The sequence below is a fragment of the Dyella sp. Tek66A03 genome (genome assembly GCF_052567735.1).
In genome coordinates, this window is the sequence record NZ_CP199584.1 from 1347100 (window position 1) to 1367088 (window position 19989).

19 protein-coding genes and 1 pseudogene are annotated in these 19989 nt (G+C 64.6%); 8 read left to right on the plus strand and 12 right to left on the minus strand.

Annotation, left to right across the window (positions count from 1 at the left end; translation table 11 throughout):
- Nucleotides 1-674: 674 nt before the first annotated feature.
- The 3 genes from ACT01B_RS06035 to ACT01B_RS06045 form a co-directional block, all read right to left on the minus strand.
- Complete coding sequence (locus ACT01B_RS06035) at nucleotides 675-1193, minus strand: cupin domain-containing protein (RefSeq protein ID WP_445146471.1); 519 nt, start codon at nucleotides 1191-1193, stop codon at nucleotides 675-677.
- 90 nt (nucleotides 1194-1283) lie between these two features.
- Nucleotides 1284-1676, minus strand: coding sequence for a VOC family protein (locus ACT01B_RS06040; RefSeq protein ID WP_445146472.1), 393 nt, complete (start codon nucleotides 1674-1676; stop codon nucleotides 1284-1286).
- Between the two features lie 56 nt (nucleotides 1677-1732).
- Nucleotides 1733-2527, minus strand: coding sequence for an enoyl-CoA hydratase/isomerase family protein (locus tag ACT01B_RS06045; RefSeq protein ID WP_445146473.1), 795 nt, complete (start codon nucleotides 2525-2527; stop codon nucleotides 1733-1735).
- A 114-nt stretch (nucleotides 2528-2641) separates the two neighbouring features.
- On the opposite strand from ACT01B_RS06045, the gene ACT01B_RS06050 reads away from it, so the two are divergent.
- From ACT01B_RS06050 to ACT01B_RS06060, 3 genes are read left to right on the plus strand one after another with little or no spacing between them, the layout of a single operon-like run.
- On the plus strand, nucleotides 2642-2887 hold the full coding sequence (locus tag ACT01B_RS06050; RefSeq protein ID WP_445146474.1) for a FeoA family protein: 246 nt from the start codon (nucleotides 2642-2644) through the stop codon (nucleotides 2885-2887).
- Nucleotides 2884-4728, plus strand: coding sequence for a ferrous iron transporter B (feoB, locus tag ACT01B_RS06055; RefSeq protein WP_445146475.1), 1845 nt, complete (start codon nucleotides 2884-2886; stop codon nucleotides 4726-4728). Before ACT01B_RS06050 ends, feoB begins: the two co-directional genes overlap by 4 nt.
- On the plus strand, nucleotides 4725-5027 hold the full coding sequence (locus ACT01B_RS06060) for a DUF6587 family protein (protein WP_445146476.1): 303 nt from the start codon (nucleotides 4725-4727) through the stop codon (nucleotides 5025-5027). Before feoB ends, ACT01B_RS06060 begins: the two co-directional genes overlap by 4 nt.
- Before the next feature lie 49 nt (nucleotides 5028-5076).
- Here ACT01B_RS06060 and ACT01B_RS06065 read toward each other — a convergent pair whose 3' ends face one another.
- The 6 genes and pseudogenes from ACT01B_RS06065 to ACT01B_RS06090 form a co-directional block, all read right to left on the minus strand.
- Nucleotides 5077-5937 (minus strand): tetratricopeptide repeat protein, encoded by an 861-nt coding sequence (locus tag ACT01B_RS06065; protein ID WP_445146477.1) that lies wholly within the window; start codon nucleotides 5935-5937, stop codon nucleotides 5077-5079.
- Between the two features lie 222 nt (nucleotides 5938-6159).
- A pseudogene (locus tag ACT01B_RS06070) lies at nucleotides 6160-8847 on the minus strand (glycosyl hydrolase 115 family protein).
- 108 nt (nucleotides 8848-8955) lie between these two features.
- On the minus strand, nucleotides 8956-9384 hold the full coding sequence (locus tag ACT01B_RS06075; protein WP_445146478.1) for an SRPBCC family protein: 429 nt from the start codon (nucleotides 9382-9384) through the stop codon (nucleotides 8956-8958).
- Nucleotides 9381-9749 carry an ArsR/SmtB family transcription factor gene (locus ACT01B_RS06080; RefSeq protein WP_445146479.1) on the minus strand — a complete coding sequence of 123 codons (369 nt, stop codon included), beginning with the start codon at nucleotides 9747-9749 and terminating at the stop codon, nucleotides 9381-9383. The genes ACT01B_RS06075 and ACT01B_RS06080 overlap by 4 nt, the downstream gene beginning before the upstream one ends.
- 87 nt (nucleotides 9750-9836) lie before the next feature.
- Nucleotides 9837-11771, minus strand: coding sequence for a hypothetical protein (locus tag ACT01B_RS06085; RefSeq protein ID WP_445146480.1), 1935 nt, complete (start codon nucleotides 11769-11771; stop codon nucleotides 9837-9839).
- Nucleotides 11768-13459: an Hsp70 family protein gene (locus tag ACT01B_RS06090; RefSeq protein WP_445146481.1), complete on the minus strand. Its 1692-nt coding sequence runs from the start codon at nucleotides 13457-13459 to the stop codon at nucleotides 11768-11770. The genes ACT01B_RS06085 and ACT01B_RS06090 overlap by 4 nt, the downstream gene beginning before the upstream one ends.
- Nucleotides 13460-13595: 136 nt before the next feature.
- Here ACT01B_RS06090 and ACT01B_RS06095 point away from each other — a divergent pair, with 136 nt between their 5' ends.
- Complete coding sequence (locus ACT01B_RS06095) at nucleotides 13596-13781, plus strand: hypothetical protein (RefSeq protein ID WP_445146482.1); 186 nt, start codon at nucleotides 13596-13598, stop codon at nucleotides 13779-13781.
- A gap of 5 nt (nucleotides 13782-13786) precedes the next feature.
- Here ACT01B_RS06095 and agaR read toward each other — a convergent pair whose 3' ends face one another.
- Both agaR and ACT01B_RS06105 read right to left on the minus strand, forming a co-directional pair.
- A complete protein-coding gene (agaR, locus tag ACT01B_RS06100; protein ID WP_445146483.1) occupies nucleotides 13787-14593 on the minus strand; it encodes a transcriptional repressor AgaR in 807 nt (268 codons plus the stop codon).
- Nucleotides 14594-14596: 3 nt separating this feature from the next.
- Nucleotides 14597-15661: an amidohydrolase family protein gene (locus tag ACT01B_RS06105; RefSeq protein WP_445146484.1), complete on the minus strand. Its 1065-nt coding sequence runs from the start codon at nucleotides 15659-15661 to the stop codon at nucleotides 14597-14599.
- Here ACT01B_RS06105 and ACT01B_RS06110 point away from each other — a divergent pair.
- The gene (locus ACT01B_RS06110; RefSeq protein WP_445146485.1) at nucleotides 15660-15800 is read left to right on the plus strand and encodes a hypothetical protein; all 141 of its coding nucleotides are present in this window, start codon (nucleotides 15660-15662) and stop codon (nucleotides 15798-15800) included. The two genes, ACT01B_RS06105 and ACT01B_RS06110, sit on opposite strands and share 2 nt — an antisense overlap.
- A gap of 66 nt (nucleotides 15801-15866) precedes the next feature.
- On the opposite strand, the gene ACT01B_RS06115 is transcribed toward ACT01B_RS06110, so the two are convergent.
- On the minus strand, nucleotides 15867-16733 hold the full coding sequence (locus ACT01B_RS06115) for a class I fructose-bisphosphate aldolase (protein WP_445146486.1): 867 nt from the start codon (nucleotides 16731-16733) through the stop codon (nucleotides 15867-15869).
- Between the two features lie 108 nt (nucleotides 16734-16841).
- Between ACT01B_RS06115 and ACT01B_RS06120 the strand changes: the two genes are divergently transcribed.
- Genes ACT01B_RS06120 through ACT01B_RS06130 form a run of 3 tightly spaced genes read left to right on the plus strand, consistent with a single transcriptional unit; the run spans nucleotide 16842 to nucleotide 19929 of the window.
- Entirely contained in the window at nucleotides 16842-18047 is a 1206-nt protein-coding gene (locus tag ACT01B_RS06120) for an SIS domain-containing protein (RefSeq protein ID WP_445146487.1), read from the plus strand.
- 14 nt (nucleotides 18048-18061) lie between these two features.
- Nucleotides 18062-18985 (plus strand): carbohydrate kinase family protein, encoded by a 924-nt coding sequence (locus ACT01B_RS06125; RefSeq protein WP_445146488.1) that lies wholly within the window; start codon nucleotides 18062-18064, stop codon nucleotides 18983-18985.
- Nucleotides 18982-19929: a 1-phosphofructokinase family hexose kinase gene (locus ACT01B_RS06130; RefSeq protein ID WP_445146489.1), complete on the plus strand. Its 948-nt coding sequence runs from the start codon at nucleotides 18982-18984 to the stop codon at nucleotides 19927-19929. The genes ACT01B_RS06125 and ACT01B_RS06130 overlap by 4 nt, the downstream gene beginning before the upstream one ends.
- The last annotated feature ends 60 nt before the right edge of the window (nucleotides 19930-19989 follow it).

Consider the following 19989-nt stretch of genomic DNA (forward strand, 5'->3'; position numbering starts at 1 on the left):
GCGGGCTTCCGCCCTCCTGCCGGAGGCCGGGTTACTTTCTCTTGCTTGCCCAAGAGAAAGTAACCAACGGAGAAAGGCACCCCGCTTGGCGCTTGCCGAGCTTAAGCTCGGCAAGTCCGTGAGGGTCGGCCGGGCTTTTCGACAGGGCTCCTGCCCTGACGAAAAGGGATCGACATCCCTGTCGATCCCCCTGCGGGCCTGATCGTCCGACCCTCACCGCCGCACAGGGGCCCCTAAAGTCAAAAGCCCGAGCTGAAGGCTCGAGCAGCGCGGTGCGCTGCTCATCGCTCTTGTGGCTCTTGTGCTGTTGCTTGAGCTTTTAGCTCTTGGCACTTCGGGCCCCTATGGCGCGGCGGGTGGGTGGAGGAAAAGCCCGCAGGGTGGCCGGCAGGACGCCGGCCAGTTTGTCGTCAGGGCAGGAGGCCCTGTCGACAAACCTCCGTAACCCACCCGCGCACCTGGAGGGCAAAGCCCGGAAGGCGCGCCATCGGGGCGGCCTCTCTTTTGGTTACTTTTCTCTGGCCAAAACAGAGAAAAGTGACCCGGGCCGCGGCAGCGGCTCGGAAGCCCGCGGCAGGCGAGCCAAGTCGCGGTAGCGCTACAACAGAGCGAAAGTCACCGGGAGAAAAGCGCCGCCGTTTTGAGGAGCCTTCAGCAAAAGCCATGAGCCCGACTTACTCCCCCTCCCAATAATCCACCGAAGAACCCGGCACATTGACCACGCGAAATCCCTGCGGCGAACCGTCCGCCGCAGGCGGGTATTCCGCCAGCACGCCGTACTTGCCGGTGTCCGGGTACTCGCAGATTTCCGGCGTCTGCTTGGTACTCACCGCGAGATAGCGCAGTTCGACCGTGCCGGTATTGATGATCTGGTGGGCGTGTTCCGGACCACCGGGAGGGCAGGCGATGACGTCGCCGCTGCGGATCGGGTGTCGCTCGCTGCCGATGCGGACCTCGCCTTCGCCTTCCAGCACGAAGAACATTTCTTCGTTGAAGCGGTGGCAGTGGAAGGGGAACGCGCGTTTGCCCGCAGGCACGGCGGTGATGTTGTAGCCGAGCTTCTGCGCACCGATCTGGGCAGAGAAACGACCCATGCGTGCTTCGAAACGATCGGCGACATCGCCGGTGGGGCCGAGACCCGGTGGGAACGGCTGCAGTTCGACGTCGGCGATATTGATGATCGGGTGAGTCATGACGTAGCGTCCGATGGAGATGTTGCGGAGTATCGCCCCTAGGACTCGCGCTTGCGGGTGCAGGGGGGCGGGCCTCCTGTCGCGCCGCTGTCATTGCGGCAAGTGGCACACCGCTTCGATATTGTGGCCGTCCGGATCGAGCACGAAGGCGCCGTAGTAGTGCTCGTGATAATGCGGACGCAATCCCGGCGGACCGTTGTCCTTGGCACCGGCAGCCAGCGCGATCAGGAAAAAATCATCGACGGCAGCGCGGTTGGGCGCCGCGAAGGCGATATGGACGGGGCCGGTCGCCATGCCGTTCGATGTCGTGCCGATCCAGAAGTTGGGCACGCCATTCACGCCGAAACCGGCATGGTCGCCATCGCCCGTCTGCTCTGCCGTCACCTCCATCACCAGCGCGCCACCGAGCGGCGCCAGCACCTTGCGATAGAACTCGCGGCTGCGTTCAAAGCCGGACACTTGCAAACCGAGGTGGTCGATCATGAGGTCGGTCCTTGCGTTAAGTGAAGCGCACGGCGGCGAGTATGCCGTGGCCTTCGTCAGTCCTTTGTGCACCAGGCGGGCAGACGTTTGCCGAGGAAGGCGCCGAGCCCTTCCTGTCCCTCGGGCGATACGCGCAGGCGCGCGATCAGTGCGGCGTTTTCCTGGTCGAGGCGTTCCGCTTCGACTTCGGCGGCACCGGCCACGCGCGAGGCCAGCTGCTTGGCCTCGGCCTGGGCCAGCGGGCCTGCCTTGGACAGCAAGCTCAGCGTGGCGTGGACGGCGTCGTCCAGTTTTTCCGCCGGCACGCACTGATGCAGCAGCCCGATCTGTAGCGCGGTGGCTGCGTCGAACAGTTCCCCGGTGAGGAACAACCGACGTGCATGGCGCAGGCCGATCGCGTGGATGACGTAGGGCGAGATCACGGCCGGTACCAGGCCGAGCTTCACTTCGGTCAGGCCGAAGCGTGCGCTGTCTACCCCGATGGCGATATCGCAACAGGCGACCAGGCCCACGCCGCCGCCGTAGGCGGCGCCGTTGACGCGGGCGATGGTCGGCTTGGGCAGGTATTGCAGGCTGCGCATCAGGCGCGCCAGTCGCAGCGAATCCTGGCGATTTTCCGCTTCGCTGGCGCCGGCCATGCCGCGCATCCAATTGAGGTCGGCACCAGCGGAAAAACTTGCGCCTTCACCGCTCAAGACGACGGCTCGCACGGCGGGGTCCGCCCCGGCCGTTTCCAGGGCCGTGGTCAGCTCGGCAATGAGCCCGTCGTCGAACGCGTTATGCACCTGCGGGCGGTTCAGGGTGATGCGACGGACCCCGGCCTGGTCGGCAATCTGGAGGTTGGCGGTCATGCGGGACTCCCGGAAAGGACGGACATCATAAACAGGGGACTTCCGCTGCGGGTGCACTGCAGGCGACGGCGGAATACCGTACAATGCGAACCATTCTTATTTGAGTGGTAGCCAGTGCGCCTGTCCGACCTGCCGAAAGGGTCTCCTGCCGTGGTGGACCGAGTGGACGATGCTCATGCTTCCGACCCGATTGCGCAGCGCTTGCGCGACCTCGGGTTCGTGGAGGGCGAACCGGTCCGGGTGGTGGCGATAGGCCCACTCGGCGCCGACCCGCTGTTGATCCAGATTGGCTCGACCCGCTTCGCGCTTCGACGCAGCGAAGCAGCTCGAGTGGTGGTGAACGCACAGGTGGCGGCATGAGTGCCAGCACGCTGCGCATCGCCCTGGTCGGCAATCCCAACTGCGGCAAGACCGCGCTGTTCAATCAACTCACCGGTGGCCGCCAGAAGGTGGCCAACTACGCCGGCGTCACGGTCGAGCGCAAGGAAGGGCGCTTCAGCGCCCCGTCGGGCCGCGTGCTGCACCTGCTCGATCTTCCCGGCACCTACAGCTTCGATGCGAACAGCCCTGACGAGCAGATCACCCGTGACGTATGCGAAGGCGTCTATCCGGGCGAAGCGGCGCCGGACCTGATCGTCTGCGTGGCCGATGCCACCAACCTGCGCCTGCATCTGCGTTTCGTGCTTGAAGTGAAGCGCCTGGGCCGACCGGTCGTGCTCGCCTTGAACATGATGGATACGGCGCGTCGCCGCGGCGTCGTCATCGATGTGCCGGAGTTGCAGCGTCGGCTGGGCATGCCTGTGGTGGAGACCATCGCTGTGCGACGTGATGGGGTGAAGGCGCTGGTCGAGCAGGTGGACGGCGCGATTCCGAAGGCCGCACCGGCGCAGCCGGACGATGCTGCCAGTCGCGCCGACCTGCATGCGCAGGTGCGTGAGCTGCTGGCCGCGACGGTAACCATGCCGCGCGCCACCGCCGAACTCGACGATGCGCTGGACCGCTGGGCCCTGCATCCGGTGTTCGGACTGGCGATCCTGTCGGTGGTGATGTTCCTGGTATTCCAGGCCGTGTATGCGGCGGGCAAACCGATGACCGACCTGATCGGCGATGGCTTCAGCTGGCTGGGCCAGCACGCGACGACGTGGATGCCGGCCGGGCCGCTGCAGAGCCTGATCGTCGACGGCATCTTCGGTGGCCTGGGCACCGTGCTCGGCTTCCTGCCGGTGATCCTGGTGTTGTTCTTCTTCATCCTGGTGCTGGAGGAATCCGGTTACCTGCCGCGCGCGGCCTTCCTGCTGGACCGCTTGATGGTGTCGGTGGGTCTGACCGGCCGTTCGTTCATTCCGCTGCTCTCGAGCTTTGCCTGTGCGATCCCCGGCATCATGGGCACGCGCAGCATTACCGATCCGCGCGACCGGCTCGCCACCATTCTGGTGGCACCCTTGATGACGTGTTCGGCGCGCCTGCCGGTGTATGCGTTGCTGATCGGCGCCTTCATTCCCATGCGACGCGTGTTTGGCGTCTTCAACATGCAGGGCCTGGTGCTGTTTGCGCTGTATGCCGTCGGCGTACTGGGCGCGATGGGCGTGGGTTGGGTGATGAAGAAACTGCGGCGCGATCGCAGCGAGCATGCGTTGCTGATGGAGCTGCCGTCCTACCGCCTGCCCAAGGTGCGCGATGTGGCGATCGGCTTGTGGGAACGCGGCGCGATCTTCCTCAAGCGCCTCACCGGGGTGATCCTGGGGCTGACCGTGCTGATGTGGTTCCTTTCCAGCTTCCCATCAGCGCCGGCCGGTGCCACGGGCCCGGCCATCGACTACAGCTTCGCCGGTTATATCGGCCATGGTTTGCAGTACATCTTCGCGCCGCTGGGCTTCAACTGGCAGATCAGCGTGTCGTTGATTCCGGCGTTCGCCGCACGCGAAACCGCCGTGGCCGCGCTCGCGACGGTCTACGCCGTGGGCGGTGATGCGGCGAACGGTGCCGGCTTGGGCCAGGCCCTGGCAGCGAACTTCTCCCTGGCCAGCGCGCTGTCGCTGCTGGTGTGGTTTGCGTTTGCACCGCAGTGCATGTCCACCTTGGCGGTGATTCGCCGCGAGACCCAGTCATGGCGAAACGTGGCGATCTCGTTTAGCTATATGTTCGTGGTTGCCTACATCGCCTCGCTGCTGACCTACCAGATCACGAGCCTGCTGACATGAGTACCGGACTGCTGGCGCAGTACATCGCGATTGGCGTGATCGTCTTGATCAGCACGCTGGTCACGTTCCGCAAACTGGCGCCGCAACTCACCAATCGCTGGCTGGCAGCGACGGCGCTTCACTTCGACCAACAAGGTCATCCTGCCTGGCAGCGCGCGCTTGGTCGGTATCTGCAGCCCAAGCAGGCCACTGGCAACTGCAGCGACGGTTGCAGCACGTGTGGCGCTTGCGGTCCCAAGCCACCGGCGGGGGCGCATGCCGAGGCGCAGCCGCTGGAATTTCGGCCGCGCGCGAAATAAGCCCCGGGTGCCGCGCGGCAACGTCAGCAAAGGCGATGCTGTACTTCGTTCACTGGTGCTCGGGGTTCTGCGAATCCGATGACGGTTTGTTGCCGTCCTTGTAGGGCGTATCGAAGTCCTGTTTCCTGATCGGGGTGAGGATGCCTACGGTGACCGTGCCCGACAGCAGATCCGTTTCGAACTTCGGATCGTAGGGATTGCGGCTGGCGCGCAGCTGTTCATAGGCGATGGCGCCATCGGTGTTGTGCACACCGGTGACTTCACCGGGCGTTGTGGCAATGATTCCACCATTGCCGACATCATAGTTGGCAGGTTGATGATGGCCGGCCAGGCCCACCATGCCGCCCGCCAACATATGCGGCGCTGCCGAACCAACGCGCGAACCGGTGGCGGACATCAGCACCTCGCGCCAGCGTGCCTTGGCCCGGGCCAGGGCGGTCGCGTCGCCATACGTGGGCAGCAACTCGCGCCAGATCTCGTTGGCCTGTTCAAACTGCGCTGGGCTCAGATGCGCGTATAGCAGCTGCTTCGCATACACATATTGCGTGTCGCCGCGCTCTGCTGACAGGGCGAACCAGGCCATCGCGCGCGGCAGATCTACTTCCGAACCATGGCCATTGAGATAAAGCACGCCCAGGTTGTACTGGGCGGGCTTATACGCCCAAGAGGCCGAGATCTCGTACATGGCGATCGCGTGCGTAAAGTCGTGTCGCTGATTCGCCAGGGCGCCGAGATAGAAGAAATACTCGCCGGGCCGGCCGTCATCCTGCGGCGTATTGAACGCGTCGTTACGACTGGCGGGCACGTCCGGGGTGGCGTGGAAGCTTACGACCTTGGGCGGCGGCGTCTGGGGATCGATTGGAATGGTTGGCAGTGAGGCGTCGCCGCCATTCGCGTGGGCCGATGCCATGGCCAACCAGAGCAGGGTGGGGAGGACGAAAGAGATGGATCTCGGGAACCTTTGCGCAGTCATGGCGGTGCCTATGATGGTCTGCGAGGAGACAGGCTCACGGTACTCCGGTTGGTGTAAAGGGACCATGTAGGGATGGACGTCTTTGCGGGCCATGACCCGCAAAGCCCCTTCGGGGGTTCCGAGGGTGAGGCGGGTGCGACATCGCCGTCTTTGGCGATGCTAGTGAGTCGAGGCGGAGCCCTCTCCGGCACGTTCCGCCGGACCGAGATACGACGGCGGAATCGGCCCCGTGCTCAGGACCAGCTTCTGCAGCACCGCGTTGTCGTCGAGACGCCACACCTTGACCACATGCCTGCCTGCCGTCACGCCTGGGAACTGCGCGTGCAGGACACGCGCATTGTCTTCGACGGCCTGGTTCCAGTCGCGCTGCTCCTGGGTGGTCGTCCCGTTCGCGGCGGGTGCCAGCCGATCGGTCACGACCTGCATGCGACCGTCGTCGATGGAGACGCCGGTACGGACGGCGCCGCTGCCCGTGGTATCGAGCGTCGGCACCATATAAAGCTGCAAGCTCAGATCGCCGGGCTTGCTTAGCGCCACGTCGTATTCGAGGCGCACGCCATCCTGCTCGCTGGTCGGGGCATGGCCTTGCGGCAAGGCGGTCACGGCGCCGAGGGTGCGGCCGAGATGGGGAATGGCATGCCAGGTCAGGTCTTTGCCGTTCACCGCTCGGCTGTAGTGCGGTGCCTCGATGGCAATGACATCGCCCTCTGCGACCGTCGCGGCGCTGGTCGAAACAGGCGCGAATTCGATCGGTTGTGGCGCCTGCCGGCTCGCCACCCGCCTCACCTCGGGCATCACCTGCTGCTTGGGCTCTTGCCAGGTGGTGTAGCCGATATGGGTCTGCGCCATCATGCCGTCCCACTTACCGCCGCCCAGTGCGTGATAAGCGTCGGTAATGACCTGGTCGCGGCGGAAAGCGGCTTCCGCCCGGTCGGCAAAGAGGTTGGCTCGCGGGTCGCCTGCCGCCGCCAATCGGCGGTTCCACGCCACGGCATAGTAGAGCTAGTACAGATTGGAGAGCGCGAGGATCGGGTGCTCAACCAGCTGAAAATACGCATCCCGCTGCTCCTGCGGCAGCGTTGCCTTGACCTTGAGCATGTCCCGCTCGAGCGCCTGCCACTCAGTAATCATCGCGCCGAATTCTCCGCCATCGAGCCTGTCCCCAACGCCGGCGCCCAAGCGGAAGCTATCGGCATCGATGAGTTCGGGCTTACGTCGCGCCGCCAGCTGGCTGTACCGCGTGACAAGCTGCGCGATCGCGCCCGCCTGCGCCGGTCCGAAGGCGGCGCTGGCCCAGGCCTCGGGATAGTGCTCGAGCACAGCCGGTGTCATCGCCTCGGGGTTCCAGGCCTGCTGCATGAAGAAGCTGAGCGGGAACTCCATCGGCTTGATGTCGCCGACATTGACGATCCACAGGGTGCGGGCCCCGCTGGCGTAAGCGAGATCCATCTGTTGCCAGACCTTCTCGATCTGGTTGGTATTGATCCACTTGTAGTTGCGCGGGCCGCCGACATAGTCGAAGTGGTAATAGATACCGTAGCCACCCTTGCGTTCGCCGTTCGCTGCCGGAAGCCGTCGGATCTGTCCCCAATTGTCGTCTGCGAACAACAGGGTGACATCGTCCGGCACCTTCATGCCGTGGTCGTAGTAATCCTGTACTTCCTTGTAGAGCGCCCAGGCCTGCGGTGTCTGATCCGCGGGTTTGCCCGTGACGTCGGCGATGATCTTGCGCTGGTCCGCGACGATGGTTTGCAGCAGCTGGGTGGCGGTGCCCTCGGTCATCGGTTCGTCGCCGTCGCCGCGCATACCCACCGTCACCACGCTTTCGTAGGCGTGGCCATCGCCCTTGGACATCATTCGCTCGATGCCGCCGCGCCAGAACGTGCGCAGGTTCGCGCCGTTGGTCGCGTAGTTCCAGGGGCCGCCGGTGACGCCCTGATCGGTATGACGGTGCCATTCGTCCTGCGCACGCATCATCGCCTCGTGATGCGAGGTGCCCATGACGATGCCCATCGCGTCGGCGAGCACCATGTTTTGCGGATCGTCGTCGTTGAACGCCTTGGGCGCCCACATCGCCGGCCACAAAAAATTGCCCTTCAGGCGCAGCTCGAGCTCGAAGACGTGCGCGTACATGCGCGCATTGATGCCGCCGAAATGCTTTTTCGCCCAGCCGGTGAAGCTTGGGTCCTCGTCATTGATGAAGAAGCCCCTATATTTCACCCTGGGCTGATCGCGGCGCGATCCCGCAGTGATGAAGACGTTGGCTTGCTGCCGCACCGGTACATCGGCAAACCAGTACCACGGCGAGACGCCGATCTTTTCAGAGATGTCGTAGGTACCGTAGACGGCTCCGCGCCGATCGGCGCCAACGATCACCAAGGCGCGCGCTACGTTGGGGAAGGGACGGTCGACGACGATCTGCCGATAGGCCTCCCACTGCCCGGCAAGGTCGCTCGCCTCGATCTTCCTGGCGCGGACCAGCTCGTCGATGACCGGGCTGTGGCCGAGCTCGCCGATGATGACCAGGTTGCCATTCGCAGATGGAACTTGCTGGAGGCGCTGCGGCACCCGTCCGCTCACACGCTCCAGATCGGCGGCGAAGCTGTCCGCGACATGTCGCACCGCCGGATCGGCCGATGCATCGACCAGGATGGCCGCCGGCTGGCCTTGCCGGATCAGTGCGAAGCTCGCTTGCCCATCCTGCGAGCAGACGGAAACCGGCGTCGTGCATGCATGGGCTACGGGTCCGCAAGCTAGCGCCGCGAGGACCAGCACCAAGCCCAAGGGCAGCCTCGCGCGCTCGATCGCCCTGCGGCCTCGAGGTGTACGTATGACGATCCGTGCCATCGGCGGGCAGTGCAGTCGCATGACTCTTCCTACTTAGGTTAGCGCTACCATCTCTTCATAGCAGGTGGCGGCCGCATGCGACAAGCGCGCATCGTTCGCCGCCGCGCGCTAGAGCGTATCGGCGAGATGATTCAGGATCATGGCCCAGCCCTCCTTGGTACGCTCGCTCCAATCGGGCAATACGCCTTCATGGGTAAGCGTGAGCAGGCAGCCGTCGCCATCGCGTTCCAGCTCGATCGTCACCTGGGTATAAACGCTGGAGTATTTCGGCACGGCAAAGGTGAACACCAATCGGCGAGGGCGATCGATCTCGAGGTATTCGCCCACATGCTCGACGTCGTCGCCATCGCGGCGGTCGACGAAGATAAAGCGGCCACCGACGCGCGCATCCATGTCGACTTTCGCCATCTCGCCGCCCGGGGCGCTGAACAACCAGCGCCCTGCCATGGTGGGATCGAGCCAGGCATCGAAAACGCGTTCTGCGTGGGCATCGAAACGTCGCGTGACGCAAAGCGCCTTCATGGTGGAGGTGTTCATCGTGTTTTACCTTTGCGTTTGGGCCTGCTCGTGGTCCGGTCCTGGGCCTTGAGCAGGGCATCGAGTGCATTGAGCTTGCGCGTCCAGAACTGTTCGTAGAAACGCAGCCACTCATCGGCCGCGGCAAGCGGCCGTGGATCGAGCTGGCATAGGTGCGTGCGGCCCTTGATCACGCGCTTCACCAGACCTGCCCGTTCAAGCACCTTCACGTGTTTGGAGGCAGCGGCCAGCGACATCTCAAACGGTGCCGCCAGTTCGCCGATATTGAGCTCGCCGGAGGCCAGGCTTTTCAGCATGGCGCGACGGGTGGGGTCGGTTAGCGCCTGAAATACGCTATCAAGCGGGCGTGCTGAATATTCAACCATGGGGTTGAATATCCGCCCGCGCCGGTCGATTGTCAACCGATAGGTTGAATATTTCGCGCTGGGCAGCCGGATCGGATAGCGGCGCTTTCAGTTCGTTTCCGCAGACGCCGGGGGAGACGGGTCCGTTCCCTTTGCCGCTGCGCGATAGCGAAAGCGCAACTGCTTGCGTTGGCCGATCAGGTCGGCCAACCAATAGGACAGCGCGAAGATGGCCGACAGCGCGGGATAGCGCAGCGCTGCCCAGGCCGCGATGCCCAAGATGTAGAGCAGCGCGAGCCCCGATGTGAACTTGCTCGGCTGCTTCTGGCGGGGATTCCGACGCAGATAGCGCAGATTGGCGAGTACCGCCGCGGAAAGCAGTAGCGCTTGCCCTGCAATCAGCTGATCGAAGCCCAAGCAGAGCAGCAGCCCGGCCGTCACGAGCAGTGGAAGGAGGCCCATGCGCAACAGCGGGCACGGTTGTACAGGCTCTTCGGGACGTTGTTGCCAAAGTAGCAGGGCACTGAATCCGATGTAGTAAAGCCATCCCAGCGTGATGCCGCCGCTGAGCATGAGCGGCAGCCAGGTATCACCGGCTGCCATCGAAGCCGGCGGTGACCGCAGCAGCCAGAGCTGGAGGCCGGCGCCGACCAGCAACAGTGCGATGCAGCGGACGGCGCCGACAAAAAGACGCGGGATGGCCAGCCGGGTGCGGTCCGCCGCGGCGATCCAGAAGCGCGTCACGCGCGGATCGAAAAAATCGTCCAGGCGTGACGGCACGCCACCGCTCAATCGCCACGCGAACAGGCCTAGTGCGCTGGGGAGCTTGGGTACGAGTGCCGCCAGCGTGATCCACCACCATTGAAAGGGGCGTTGCATACAGTGCAGGTGACGGGCCGCCTTGCGTGGATCGCCAAAACGCTCCTGCGGCTGCTTGACCTGCAGGGTCAGCTTGCCGGCGTTACGCGGCAGCATCAGCCACTTCATATGCAGGTGGGCGACCCGTTCGCCGAGGTTCTCTCCCCGCTGCGCGGCGAGTGCGGCGAGGCCAAAGAAGTTCAACAGCAGGCCGGCGCAATCCTGCGGCATGGGAGGACATTCGCGCAGCAGGCGATCGAGCAGATGCGACGCCGCCTTTTGGCGGACAGCCAGCGAGCGCAGCGCAGGTTGTGCATGGAGCACGGCGGCCATGCGTTCGCTATCGCCTTCCAGCGCTTGGTCGCAGAACCATGAAAAGAAGGCGGACAGATCCAGTTGGAGTCGGTTTGCGCCCCATGCATGCATCTTGGAATCGAAGCGCTGCAGCAGCGCAAAGCGTTCCTGCATGGCCTGGCGCAATTGCCGCATCTGCAACGGATCGATCCCGGTCAGCGCATGATCGAGGCCGAAGAACTGCAAGGTCGCATCGAAGCTGCTCATACGGATCGCCGGTGGATCGCGAAAGAGCCGCTGCAGCAAGGCGCGGCCTGCCTCGTGCTTGAGGTGCAGCGACCACAACTCGTGGCGTCCGTGCAGCCATCGCGCCACGATCTCAGCACCACCGTCGACGGCGACATCGATGAAATCGGCGACAAACCGATCGGTATCGAAACGTACCGGTTCGAGTTCGGCTTCAACGACCGGGGTGTCGAACTGGACGGGATGCCAGGCTCCGCCGCGCGGCGTGGGCAGCGTGGGTCGCGGTGCTGCTGCGGGCAGGCCGGGCGTTGCGAGAGGGGGATGGTCGACTTGCTCAGGCGAGGGGGCGCCATCCGCATCGCCTGGTGGCACTACCGCTGCCAGCGGGGCGACCGCCGCCGACGCCGAGCGTTGGCCTGCCGCCAGGGATTCGCGGGTTGGCGCATCGGTGGCGGCCGCAAGCTGGGCAACCGACGGCTGTTGCTGCTGCCAGGCCAGCGCGCGCTGATACATGTCGTGCAATTGCTGGAAGCCGGCCGGGTCTTCATCGGGCCGCGTCGTCTTCAGACGCCTGGCGTAGGCCCGCTTGATCTCGCGCTCGTCTGCATCGTCCGCCAGCCCAAACCAAGCCAGCGGCGAGCTCATACGCTGGCCTCCAGCGAGTCCAGTGCCTCGCCGAACTGGCGACGGTGTTCGCGGATCAGGTGTTCATCCTGGCTTTCCAGCACGCTGCGGAAGTTCGCGATCCACTGCTGCAGTTGCGTACGCGCGACCACGTATTCCTCATACAGCCGCTCGGCGCGCGCCATCATGGCGACGTTTTCCTGCTTGCTGCGCGGATGGATCTTGATGCCGTCCAGCGCTTCGAGGCGCGCGCGGATATCCGCCGGATCGAGCAGGCCGGGGTTCTGTTCCAGCACCAGCTCGTAACGCTGCTGGCTGGCCATCAAGGTCGCTTCGACCTGCAGCACGCCGTTGATGTCGTAGGTGAAGCGAAGCTTCACCGCGTTGTCCGCCATGCTGCGATGGGGGGGCAGCGGAATGTCCAGTTCGCCCAGCTTGATATTGCGCTCCACCATCGGGTTCTCGCCCTGGTAGATCTCCAGCGTGAGCTTGGTCTGGTTATCGCGCATCGGCTGGAACACTTCTTCGCGGCTCACCGGCACCGTACTGTTGCGGTGGATGATCGGCGCAAAGAAGCCGGTCTGCTCCTTGCCGCCTTCATCGCGACGTGACACCTTGGTGCCGAGCGTATAAGGGCAGACATCGGTGAGGATGACCTCGTCCAGCCGTTCGTCGCGCGCTTTCAGCCCGGCCGCGACGCAGGCGCCCAAGGCGATGGCCTGGTCAGGATTGACGTGGCGCAGCGGCAGCCGACCGAACATGCGTGACACCAGCCGCGCCACCAGCGGCATGCGGCTGGCGCCGCCCACCAGGATGATTTCATCGAGCTGTGCTGGCTGCAGACGAGCGTCACGCATGGCACGCTCAAGAGGTGCGCGCATGCGCTGGACCAGGCTCTCGCTGAGTTTGGCGAAACGCTCCTCGTCGATGCGCCAGGCGATGCTGCGATCGCCAAGCCGCCACTCGATGCCGGTGCTGCCATTGGCGCCGAGCTCGCGCTTGGCAAGTTCCAGGCGGCGTCGCAGCTGACCGTGCTCCTGCGGCGAAAGCGCGCCGACCGAGATCTTCTCGTCGGCGCAGAACGCCGCTTCCATCACATCGAGAAAATCCTCGCCGCCGAGGAAGTTGTCGCCGGCGCTGGCATGGACCTCAACCACGCCATCGAACATTTCCAGCACCGATACGTCGAACGTGCCGCCACCCAGGTCGAACACCAGGAAGCGTGCACCGTCGTGTTTCTCCTGCAGGCCATAGGCGAGGGCGGCCGCGGTGGGCTCGTTGATCAGTCGCTCGACGCGAAGGCCGGCGAGTTGGCCGGCCGCGCGTGTCGCCTTGCGTTGGGCGTCGGAGAAATACGCCGGTACGCTGATCACCGCCTCGGTGATTTTTTTGCCGGTGGCGGCTTCGGCATCGGCGACCAGCGAGCGGAGAATCAGCGCGGAGAGTTCTTCCGGGCGGAAGTTCTGTTGGCCAAGGCGGGTTTCGCGCGGCGTGCCCATCCAGCGCTTGAACGTGGCGACGCTGGCTTCCGGATGACTGACCAAGCGGTCGCGCGCCGCCTGGCCGACGATGATGTGTCCGTCGTCATCGATGCTGATGACCGAGGGCGTCAGGAAGTCGCCAAGGGCGTTGGGATATAGCACCGGGCCCTGCGCCCCATAGGTGCCGACGAGCGAATGCGTAGTGCCCAGATCGATACCGACGATCATTCCCGACGATGCCCCCTATAGGTCAGGCGGGCAGTGTACACGCCGGCCGCTCGCCTCCCCATGTCCCGTCCGATGGGGGCACTCGCGTGGCAGGGTGCCGGCTGGTTAGTATTTCCGGACTCTCAAGGAACTGGCCATGCATACGACACCGCCCACCGATAAGCCATTGCTGGATGGCGACGGAACTGAAATCACCGTTCCGCCGACGGCGCTGCGTCATCCGCCCGGCCATGGTCTGCTGGACGCGCTCGATATTGCCGGCCACGACGAAGTGCAGCACGAGGCGGCGCTGCGCGACTCGGCGCTGCGACCGCCGCGCTAGGCGATTTACACCAGCAGGGTTTTTACACCTTGCGCTTCCAGCGCCTGGATGTATTCGGCGGGTGCGGCGGTGTCGCTGATCACCAGGCCCAAGCTGCTCACCGGTGCGATGACCGAGAGACTGCGCTGGCCGAACTTGCTGGCATCCAGCACCGCGACCGTTTGCCGCGATACACGGATCATCAGCGCGTTGAGCGAGGCTTCCAGCGGGTCGGGTGTGGTAACGCCGACTTCGGGGTCCAGACCGTCGACGCCTAAGAACAGGCGGTCGGCAGAGAGTCGCAAGAGGGTTTGTTCCGCATCGGGGCCGGCCAGCGAATATGAAGTCTGCCGCAACAGGCCGCCCAGCATCATCACGCGCACGGCGGGAAGGCCGGACAGTTCCATCGCAATATTCAGCGCATTGGTGATCACTGTCAGCGACGTCCACTTTTGCTGGCGGATCTGCCGCGCGATTTCCACCGTGGTGGAGCCGGAGTCGAGGATGATGGTGTCGCCGTCCTGGATCAGCCGGGCGGCGGCCTGACCGATGCGCCGCTTCTGCGCGTGGTGGCGTGTTTCCTTGATATTGAGCGGGGTGTCCAGCTGCGCAGGGCCCGCGGGCAAGGCGCCGCCATGGGAGCGGCTGATCGCGCCGATCCGGTCGAGCGCTTCGAGGTCGGCGCGGATGGTAACCGCCGAGATATCGAACAGCGATACCAGCTCCTCGACGGTAGCACGGCCCTGCTGCTCGACCCGCTCGACGATCCGGCGCCTGCGCTCCTCGACCAGCAGCTTCGTCGGTGGCGCGGGGGCCTTGCGTCCTTTGTTCATGGATCAGGGTATCCCTAGCAGGCGAGCGGCGTTGTCGTGATAGATCTTGCGCAGGATCTCGGGCGGCAGACCGACGCCATAGATCGACCAGCGGCCCTGCGGCGGGACGGCCGCTGGAGCGTAATCGAAATATTCGTCCTCTGTCTCCAGGAATCGGTAGTAGATCTCGTAGAGCTCGTCGCCCAGCAGTTGCTGGGGTACGTCGTTGCCATACGGCGCAGGTACGGCATCGGTGCCGAACAGGATACGGTCCTGGTATCGCTCGAAGAAACGCCGGGCCTGGCGAGGCTGGCGGCCCAGCTCGCTGATGCGCGCGCTGATGTCCACCTGCACGTTCGGATGACGGTCCATGCATTGCGCGATGGAGGCGAGGTCTTCCGCCTGGTTGCCGACGTGCATCAGGACGAAGGTGGTGTCCGGATGGCGGGCGATGACCCGGTCACGCGCGGCCAGCAGGTCGCGATGGCTGGGGTACTCAGGGCCATAGAACGACCAGTCCGGATGACGGGCCAGTTCCTCGTAGCGCTCGTTGCTGCTGTTGCCGGGCAGGAAGAATGCTTCCGGATCGGAGGTGTGGATAAACACCGGCATGTTCAGCGCGGCGCAGGTTTCCCACATCGGTTCGAAGCGGGCATCGTCCACACCCACCAGCGCGCCCTGGTCGATGCCTTCGCGCAGATACAGGCCCAGCGTCTTCAGCAGCTTCAGGCCGGCGGCACCGATGCCGCGCGCATGTTCGATCGCCTCGGCCTGAAGTCGGGGGTAGTCGGTTTCGGCGAACAGCTCGAACGATGGCTCGGTCATGGTGAGAAAACGACCGGGTGCGACGGCATCGAAGCGCGCGATGGTTTCCTCCAGTCCGCGCCCGGTGCCGCCGGTGAGATTGACCATGCTGCGGATGCCCTTGCGGTCCATCAGCGGCAGCAGCTCGGCCGGATCGGCAAAGTAGGTCATGGCCTGGCCGAGCGACACGCCACTACGCGTTTCGCTCATCCAGCTCAGATGAGTGTGCACATCGATCACCGGAAACGCCGGTTGCTCCACCCGCGTCACGGGGACGTGCAACATGCTGCGTGGCTGGAATTCCGCCAATCGCAGCGCGGTATCGCCCCCGCTGGGTGCCGTTTGCAACGGATTCTTGCTGCTGCCCCCGCCCAGCATGGGCGGAGCGCAGCAGCCGCAGCCGGTGCGCGTCACGCTGAGTTGATGGCGGCGATCCGCTTGGGATCGCCGCGCGCCGTGTCGGTTTGCAGGAAGCATCGCCCGGTCCTGCTCAGCGCGGGTAGCGCGCCATGATGTCGTGCACGGCGCGGGTGAGTGCCACTGCCTGATCGAACGGACGCAGCCACATATTGCGGCCGAACATCACGCCGGTCGCGCCTTGCTCCATGTAGAACTCGACCTTGCGCAGCACCGCGTCATCGTCGTCGTCCTTCTCGCCGCCCGAGAACAGCACCATGGTGCGACCGGCGGAACGTACGACGCGGCTGCTGCGCGTGGCGGCGTCTTCGTCCAGCGTGTTGTAGGGCTTGGGCGCACTCGCGCGCTCGGCGTCGGGCTCGTGCAGTTTCACGATGTCGGCACCGAGTTCCAGCGCCACGCGAGCGGCATAGTCCTGCGCATACAAGCTGCCTTTGCCGCCCTTCGCATCGATCGCCGCGCCGCGTGGGTACGACCACAGCACCAGCGGCATGCCGTAACGCTCGCAGTCCTGCCGCACCTTCTCGAACTGGCGGAACTCATCGTGCTGGCGCGGTGAACCGACGTACATGGTGTAGCCGACGGCATCAGCGCCCAGGCGCACGGCATCTTCCACCGAGGCAAACAGCGGCGAGGTGGCGTCCGCATCGCTCGGAATATTGGTCTTGCCATTGAGCTTGAGGATCAGCGGCACGCGGCCGCAGTGATCGGCCATGTACTTCTCGGCCAGGCCGATGCCCAGCGCAATCGCAGAAAAACCGCCGGCTTCCGCAAGGCGGAACTGGTAGCTCGGGTCGAGCGCCGGCGGGTGGGGAAAAAAGTCGGTCGGGCCGTGTTCCAGACCCTGGTCCAGCGGCAGCACCAGCAAGCTGCCGTTGCGCGGACCGCTGCCGTACAGCAGGCGCCATAGGCGGGTGCGTTTGCCATGCGAGAGAGACAATTTCGAAAACTTTTCGGAAGATTTCGAAAGTGCTTGTAAGCCCAGATTCATTTCGAATACCCTGCATTTCGTGACAGAACGGTTTCACATTCAAGCGAATCGGGCGAAATGTCAATACTTGATAAGAAAACGAAAGCAAATATCACCCTGGCCGAACTGCGCGAGCAGCCGCTGTCCGTACAGCGTTCGGCGGGTTATGCCGACACCTTGCGCGAGATCCTGCAGCAGCCGGAGACGTGGAAGAACACCGCGGCGCTCCTGCGCCAGCCCGATGTGGCGCAACGACTGGCCCGGATCCTGGAGCTGAGCCCCCGACACATCGTGCTGACGGGCTCGGGCAGTTCCATGTACATCGGCGAATGCCTCGCCCCGACCTTGCAGGAAGGGCTGCGACTCTCGGCGCAAGCAATTGCGGCCGGCACCTTGCTAACGCACTGGCATAGCGTGCTCCCCCCGGGTCCCGGCCTGCTGATTTCGCTGGCCCGCTCGGGCGACAGTCCCGAAAGCTGCGGCGTGGTGGATCGCATGCTGGCCGACGTGCCGGACTGGCTCCATCTGGTGATCACCTGCAATGCCAAGGGCAAGCTGGCGACGCGTTATAAGCACGATCCGCGGGTAAGCGTGCTGGTACTGGACGAGCGCACCAACGACCGCAGTCTGGTAATGACCAGCAGCTTCACCAATCTGCTGGTGGCCGGTAGCGGACTCCCGCTCGGGCGAGATCGCGAGCTTGGCGAGCATGCCGTCGGCGGTGTCGCTGCCGCGGTCGAACACGTCTTCAATCACCAGGCCGACGCCATTGCGCGGCTTGCCGAATGCGACTTCGACGCAGCCGTCTATCTGGGCAGCGGTGGCGCCATCGGCGCTGCCCACGAAGCGGCGCTGAAGATGGTGGAGATGACCGGCGGCAAGGTCATCACCATGGCGGAAAGCTATCTGGGCCTGCGCCACGGCCCGATGTCCAGCATTCGTCCCACCACGCTGATCGTGGGTTTTCTATCGCCAGAACCTGCCGTGCGCAGCTATGAACTCGATCTGCTGCGCGAACTCTCGCGCAAGCAATTAGGCATGCCGGCGAAGCTATTGGTAGGTGCGGCCATTCCCGCCGACATCCTGGCGCCTGGCGATGTAGCGATCGAGCTCCCCGAGCTGAGTGCGGATGGCGAGTTGTCATCGCTGCTGGCGGGCGTGGTGACGGGCCAGCTGCTGGCGATGTTCAAGTGCATGCACCTGGGCGATCACCCCGACGCACCGTCGCAGGGCGTGCTGACGCGAGTCGTACAGGAGTTCGCCATCCACGGGGCGGGCGCGTGACAGCGGCCGCTCCCATGAAGCAGGTGCTGGTAGCCGGCGAGATCAATGTGGATCTCGTATTCAAGGGGCTTAGCGGCGCGCCTGAACCCGGCCAGGAAGTGCTGGCCGACGACTTCCTGATCACGCCGGGAAGCTCGTCGATGATTTGCGCGATGGGGCTGGCACGGCTGGGCAACCGCGTCGCCTTTCACGGCAAGCTGGGATGCGATGCGTGGGGCAACTATTGCCTGGATGCATTGCATAGCGCTGGTATCGACGTGAGGTCGCTGAATCCCGATGCCGCCTTGCGCACGGGCGTCACTGTGTCTTTGTCCACGCCGCGCGATCGCGCGCTGGTTACCTATGCAGGCGCAATCGCGTCGCTGCAGGCCGACGAAATCAACACGTCCATGCTGGCGCAGGCCAATCACCTGCATGTCTCCTCCTACTACCTGCAGAAGGCGCTACGTCCAGGCTGCCAGGCCTTGTTGGCACGCGCGCGGGCGGCCGGCCTCAGCACCTCGCTGGACCCGGGGTTCGATCCGGATCGCCTATGGGGTTCTGACCTGATCGACGTGCTGTGCGAGCTTGATCTGTTTCTCCCCAACGAGGAGGAGTTGAAGGCGATCACCGGTCACGCCGATCTGCTCGATGCCTTGATCGCGCTCGACAACGGCTGCACGCAAACCATCGTGAAACGCGGCCGCCTGGGTTGCGCCACGCTCCTGGATGGACGCCTGCTCGAAGTTCCCGCCTGGGTCGTCGATGCGGTCGATAGTACGGGGGCTGGTGATTCCTTCGACGCCGGCTTTCTGCACGCATGGCTGCGCGACAGGTCACTGCTCGAATGCATGCGTTGGGGTAGCGCCTGCGGAAGCCTGTCGACGCGTGGCATCGGCGGCACCACGCGACAGGCCACGGCCGAGGAAGCGCAAGCCTTGCTGGTGGGTTCGCCATGATCACCGTGGGCGGTTTCAACACGGCCATCGATCGGTTGATCAGGGTCGGCTCGCTGCAACCGGGCGAAGTCAATCGCGCGCTGGACGAGCAGGTGTATCCCGGCGGCAAAGGCCTGCATGTTGCGCAGACCATCGCCGCGCTGGGTGAGCGTGTGCAGCTGGTGGGTCTCGTCGATGCCGCGCACCGGAACCTGATCGCCCGACATTTGAGCAAGCGTCATGTGCTATTCCATGGTGTCGAGACCCTCGCGAGCATCCGTACCTGTCTCGCCGTGCAGGACGCCACGGGACAGATCACCGAGATTCTCGGGCAAGGACCTCAACTCACCAGCTCGCAGCAGGAGAGCCTGCTCTCGACACTCCAGCGCTGTCTGGACGAAAGCGAGCTGATAATACTTTCGGGCAGCTTGCCGCGCGGTTTTGCCGAGACCACCTATGGCGAGCTGACCACGCGTGCCCACGCCGTTGGCAAACGGTGCATGGTCGACGCCAGTGGGCAGGTCCTGCGCCAGGCGCTGCCCGCCAGCCCCTATCTGGTCAAACCCAATCGCGATGAAATCGGTGAGCTGCTCGGGCGCCCGATCGATGACCTGGCCGCCGCCGCCGATGCGGCGCTTGATCTATACGCACGCGGCATCGCCATGCCGGTGGTGACGATGGGGGCGCTGGGCGCGATCGCCGCCGATGCGAGTGGCGTCTGGCACGCATCCGTTGATTTGGCAGACGTACGCAACACGGTCGGTTCGGGCGATTGCCTGCTGGCCGGGATGGCGGTGGGCAGCGTGCGCGGCCTGGCGTTGGAAAAGACCTTGCAACTGGGTGTGGCCTGCGGCGCCGCCAACGCCGTCGCCGAGGAAACCGGCTTTGTCGAGAGACAAGTGGTTGAGCGCTTGCTTGCGCAGGTGCGCGTGCGTCGTCTGTCGGACGCAGTGAAACGAAGTTGATTGAACGGCCAGCTGTCCCCGCGAGCCGTGCGCTCGCGCGGGTGGCTATCAAGCAGTGAA

What these genes read in the sequence shown, in the direction of transcription:
- ACT01B_RS06040 (WP_445146472.1), bottom strand. Translation starts at nt 1,676, where the DNA reads ATGATCGACCACCTCGGTTTGCAAGTGTCCGGCTTTGAACGCAGCCGC.
- ACT01B_RS06060 (WP_445146476.1), top strand. Translation starts at nt 4,725, where the DNA reads ATGAGTACCGGACTGCTGGCGCAGTACATCGCGATTGGCGTGATCGTC.
- ACT01B_RS06125 (WP_445146488.1), top strand. Translation starts at nt 18,062, where the DNA reads ATGAAGCAGGTGCTGGTAGCCGGCGAGATCAATGTGGATCTCGTATTC.
- ACT01B_RS06080 (WP_445146479.1), bottom strand. Translation starts at nt 9,749, where the DNA reads ATGGTTGAATATTCAGCACGCCCGCTTGATAGCGTATTTCAGGCGCTA.
- ACT01B_RS06095 (WP_445146482.1), top strand. Translation starts at nt 13,596, where the DNA reads ATGCATACGACACCGCCCACCGATAAGCCATTGCTGGATGGCGACGGA.
- ACT01B_RS06130 (WP_445146489.1), top strand. Translation starts at nt 18,982, where the DNA reads ATGATCACCGTGGGCGGTTTCAACACGGCCATCGATCGGTTGATCAGG.
- agaR (WP_445146483.1), bottom strand. Translation starts at nt 14,593, where the DNA reads ATGAACAAAGGACGCAAGGCCCCCGCGCCACCGACGAAGCTGCTGGTC.
- ACT01B_RS06035 (WP_445146471.1), bottom strand. Translation starts at nt 1,193, where the DNA reads ATGACTCACCCGATCATCAATATCGCCGACGTCGAACTGCAGCCGTTC.
- ACT01B_RS06045 (WP_445146473.1), bottom strand. Translation starts at nt 2,527, where the DNA reads ATGACCGCCAACCTCCAGATTGCCGACCAGGCCGGGGTCCGTCGCATC.
- feoB (WP_445146475.1), top strand. Translation starts at nt 2,884, where the DNA reads ATGAGTGCCAGCACGCTGCGCATCGCCCTGGTCGGCAATCCCAACTGC.
- ACT01B_RS06105 (WP_445146484.1), bottom strand. Translation starts at nt 15,661, where the DNA reads ATGTTGCACGTCCCCGTGACGCGGGTGGAGCAACCGGCGTTTCCGGTG.
- ACT01B_RS06120 (WP_445146487.1), top strand. Translation starts at nt 16,842, where the DNA reads ATGTCAATACTTGATAAGAAAACGAAAGCAAATATCACCCTGGCCGAA.
- ACT01B_RS06090 (WP_445146481.1), bottom strand. Translation starts at nt 13,459, where the DNA reads ATGATCGTCGGTATCGATCTGGGCACTACGCATTCGCTCGTCGGCACC.
- ACT01B_RS06065 (WP_445146477.1), bottom strand. Translation starts at nt 5,937, where the DNA reads ATGGCATCGGCCCACGCGAATGGCGGCGACGCCTCACTGCCAACCATT.
- ACT01B_RS06075 (WP_445146478.1), bottom strand. Translation starts at nt 9,384, where the DNA reads ATGAACACCTCCACCATGAAGGCGCTTTGCGTCACGCGACGTTTCGAT.
- ACT01B_RS06085 (WP_445146480.1), bottom strand. Translation starts at nt 11,771, where the DNA reads ATGAGCTCGCCGCTGGCTTGGTTTGGGCTGGCGGACGATGCAGACGAG.
- ACT01B_RS06110 (WP_445146485.1), top strand. Translation starts at nt 15,660, where the DNA reads ATGCTGCGTGGCTGGAATTCCGCCAATCGCAGCGCGGTATCGCCCCCG.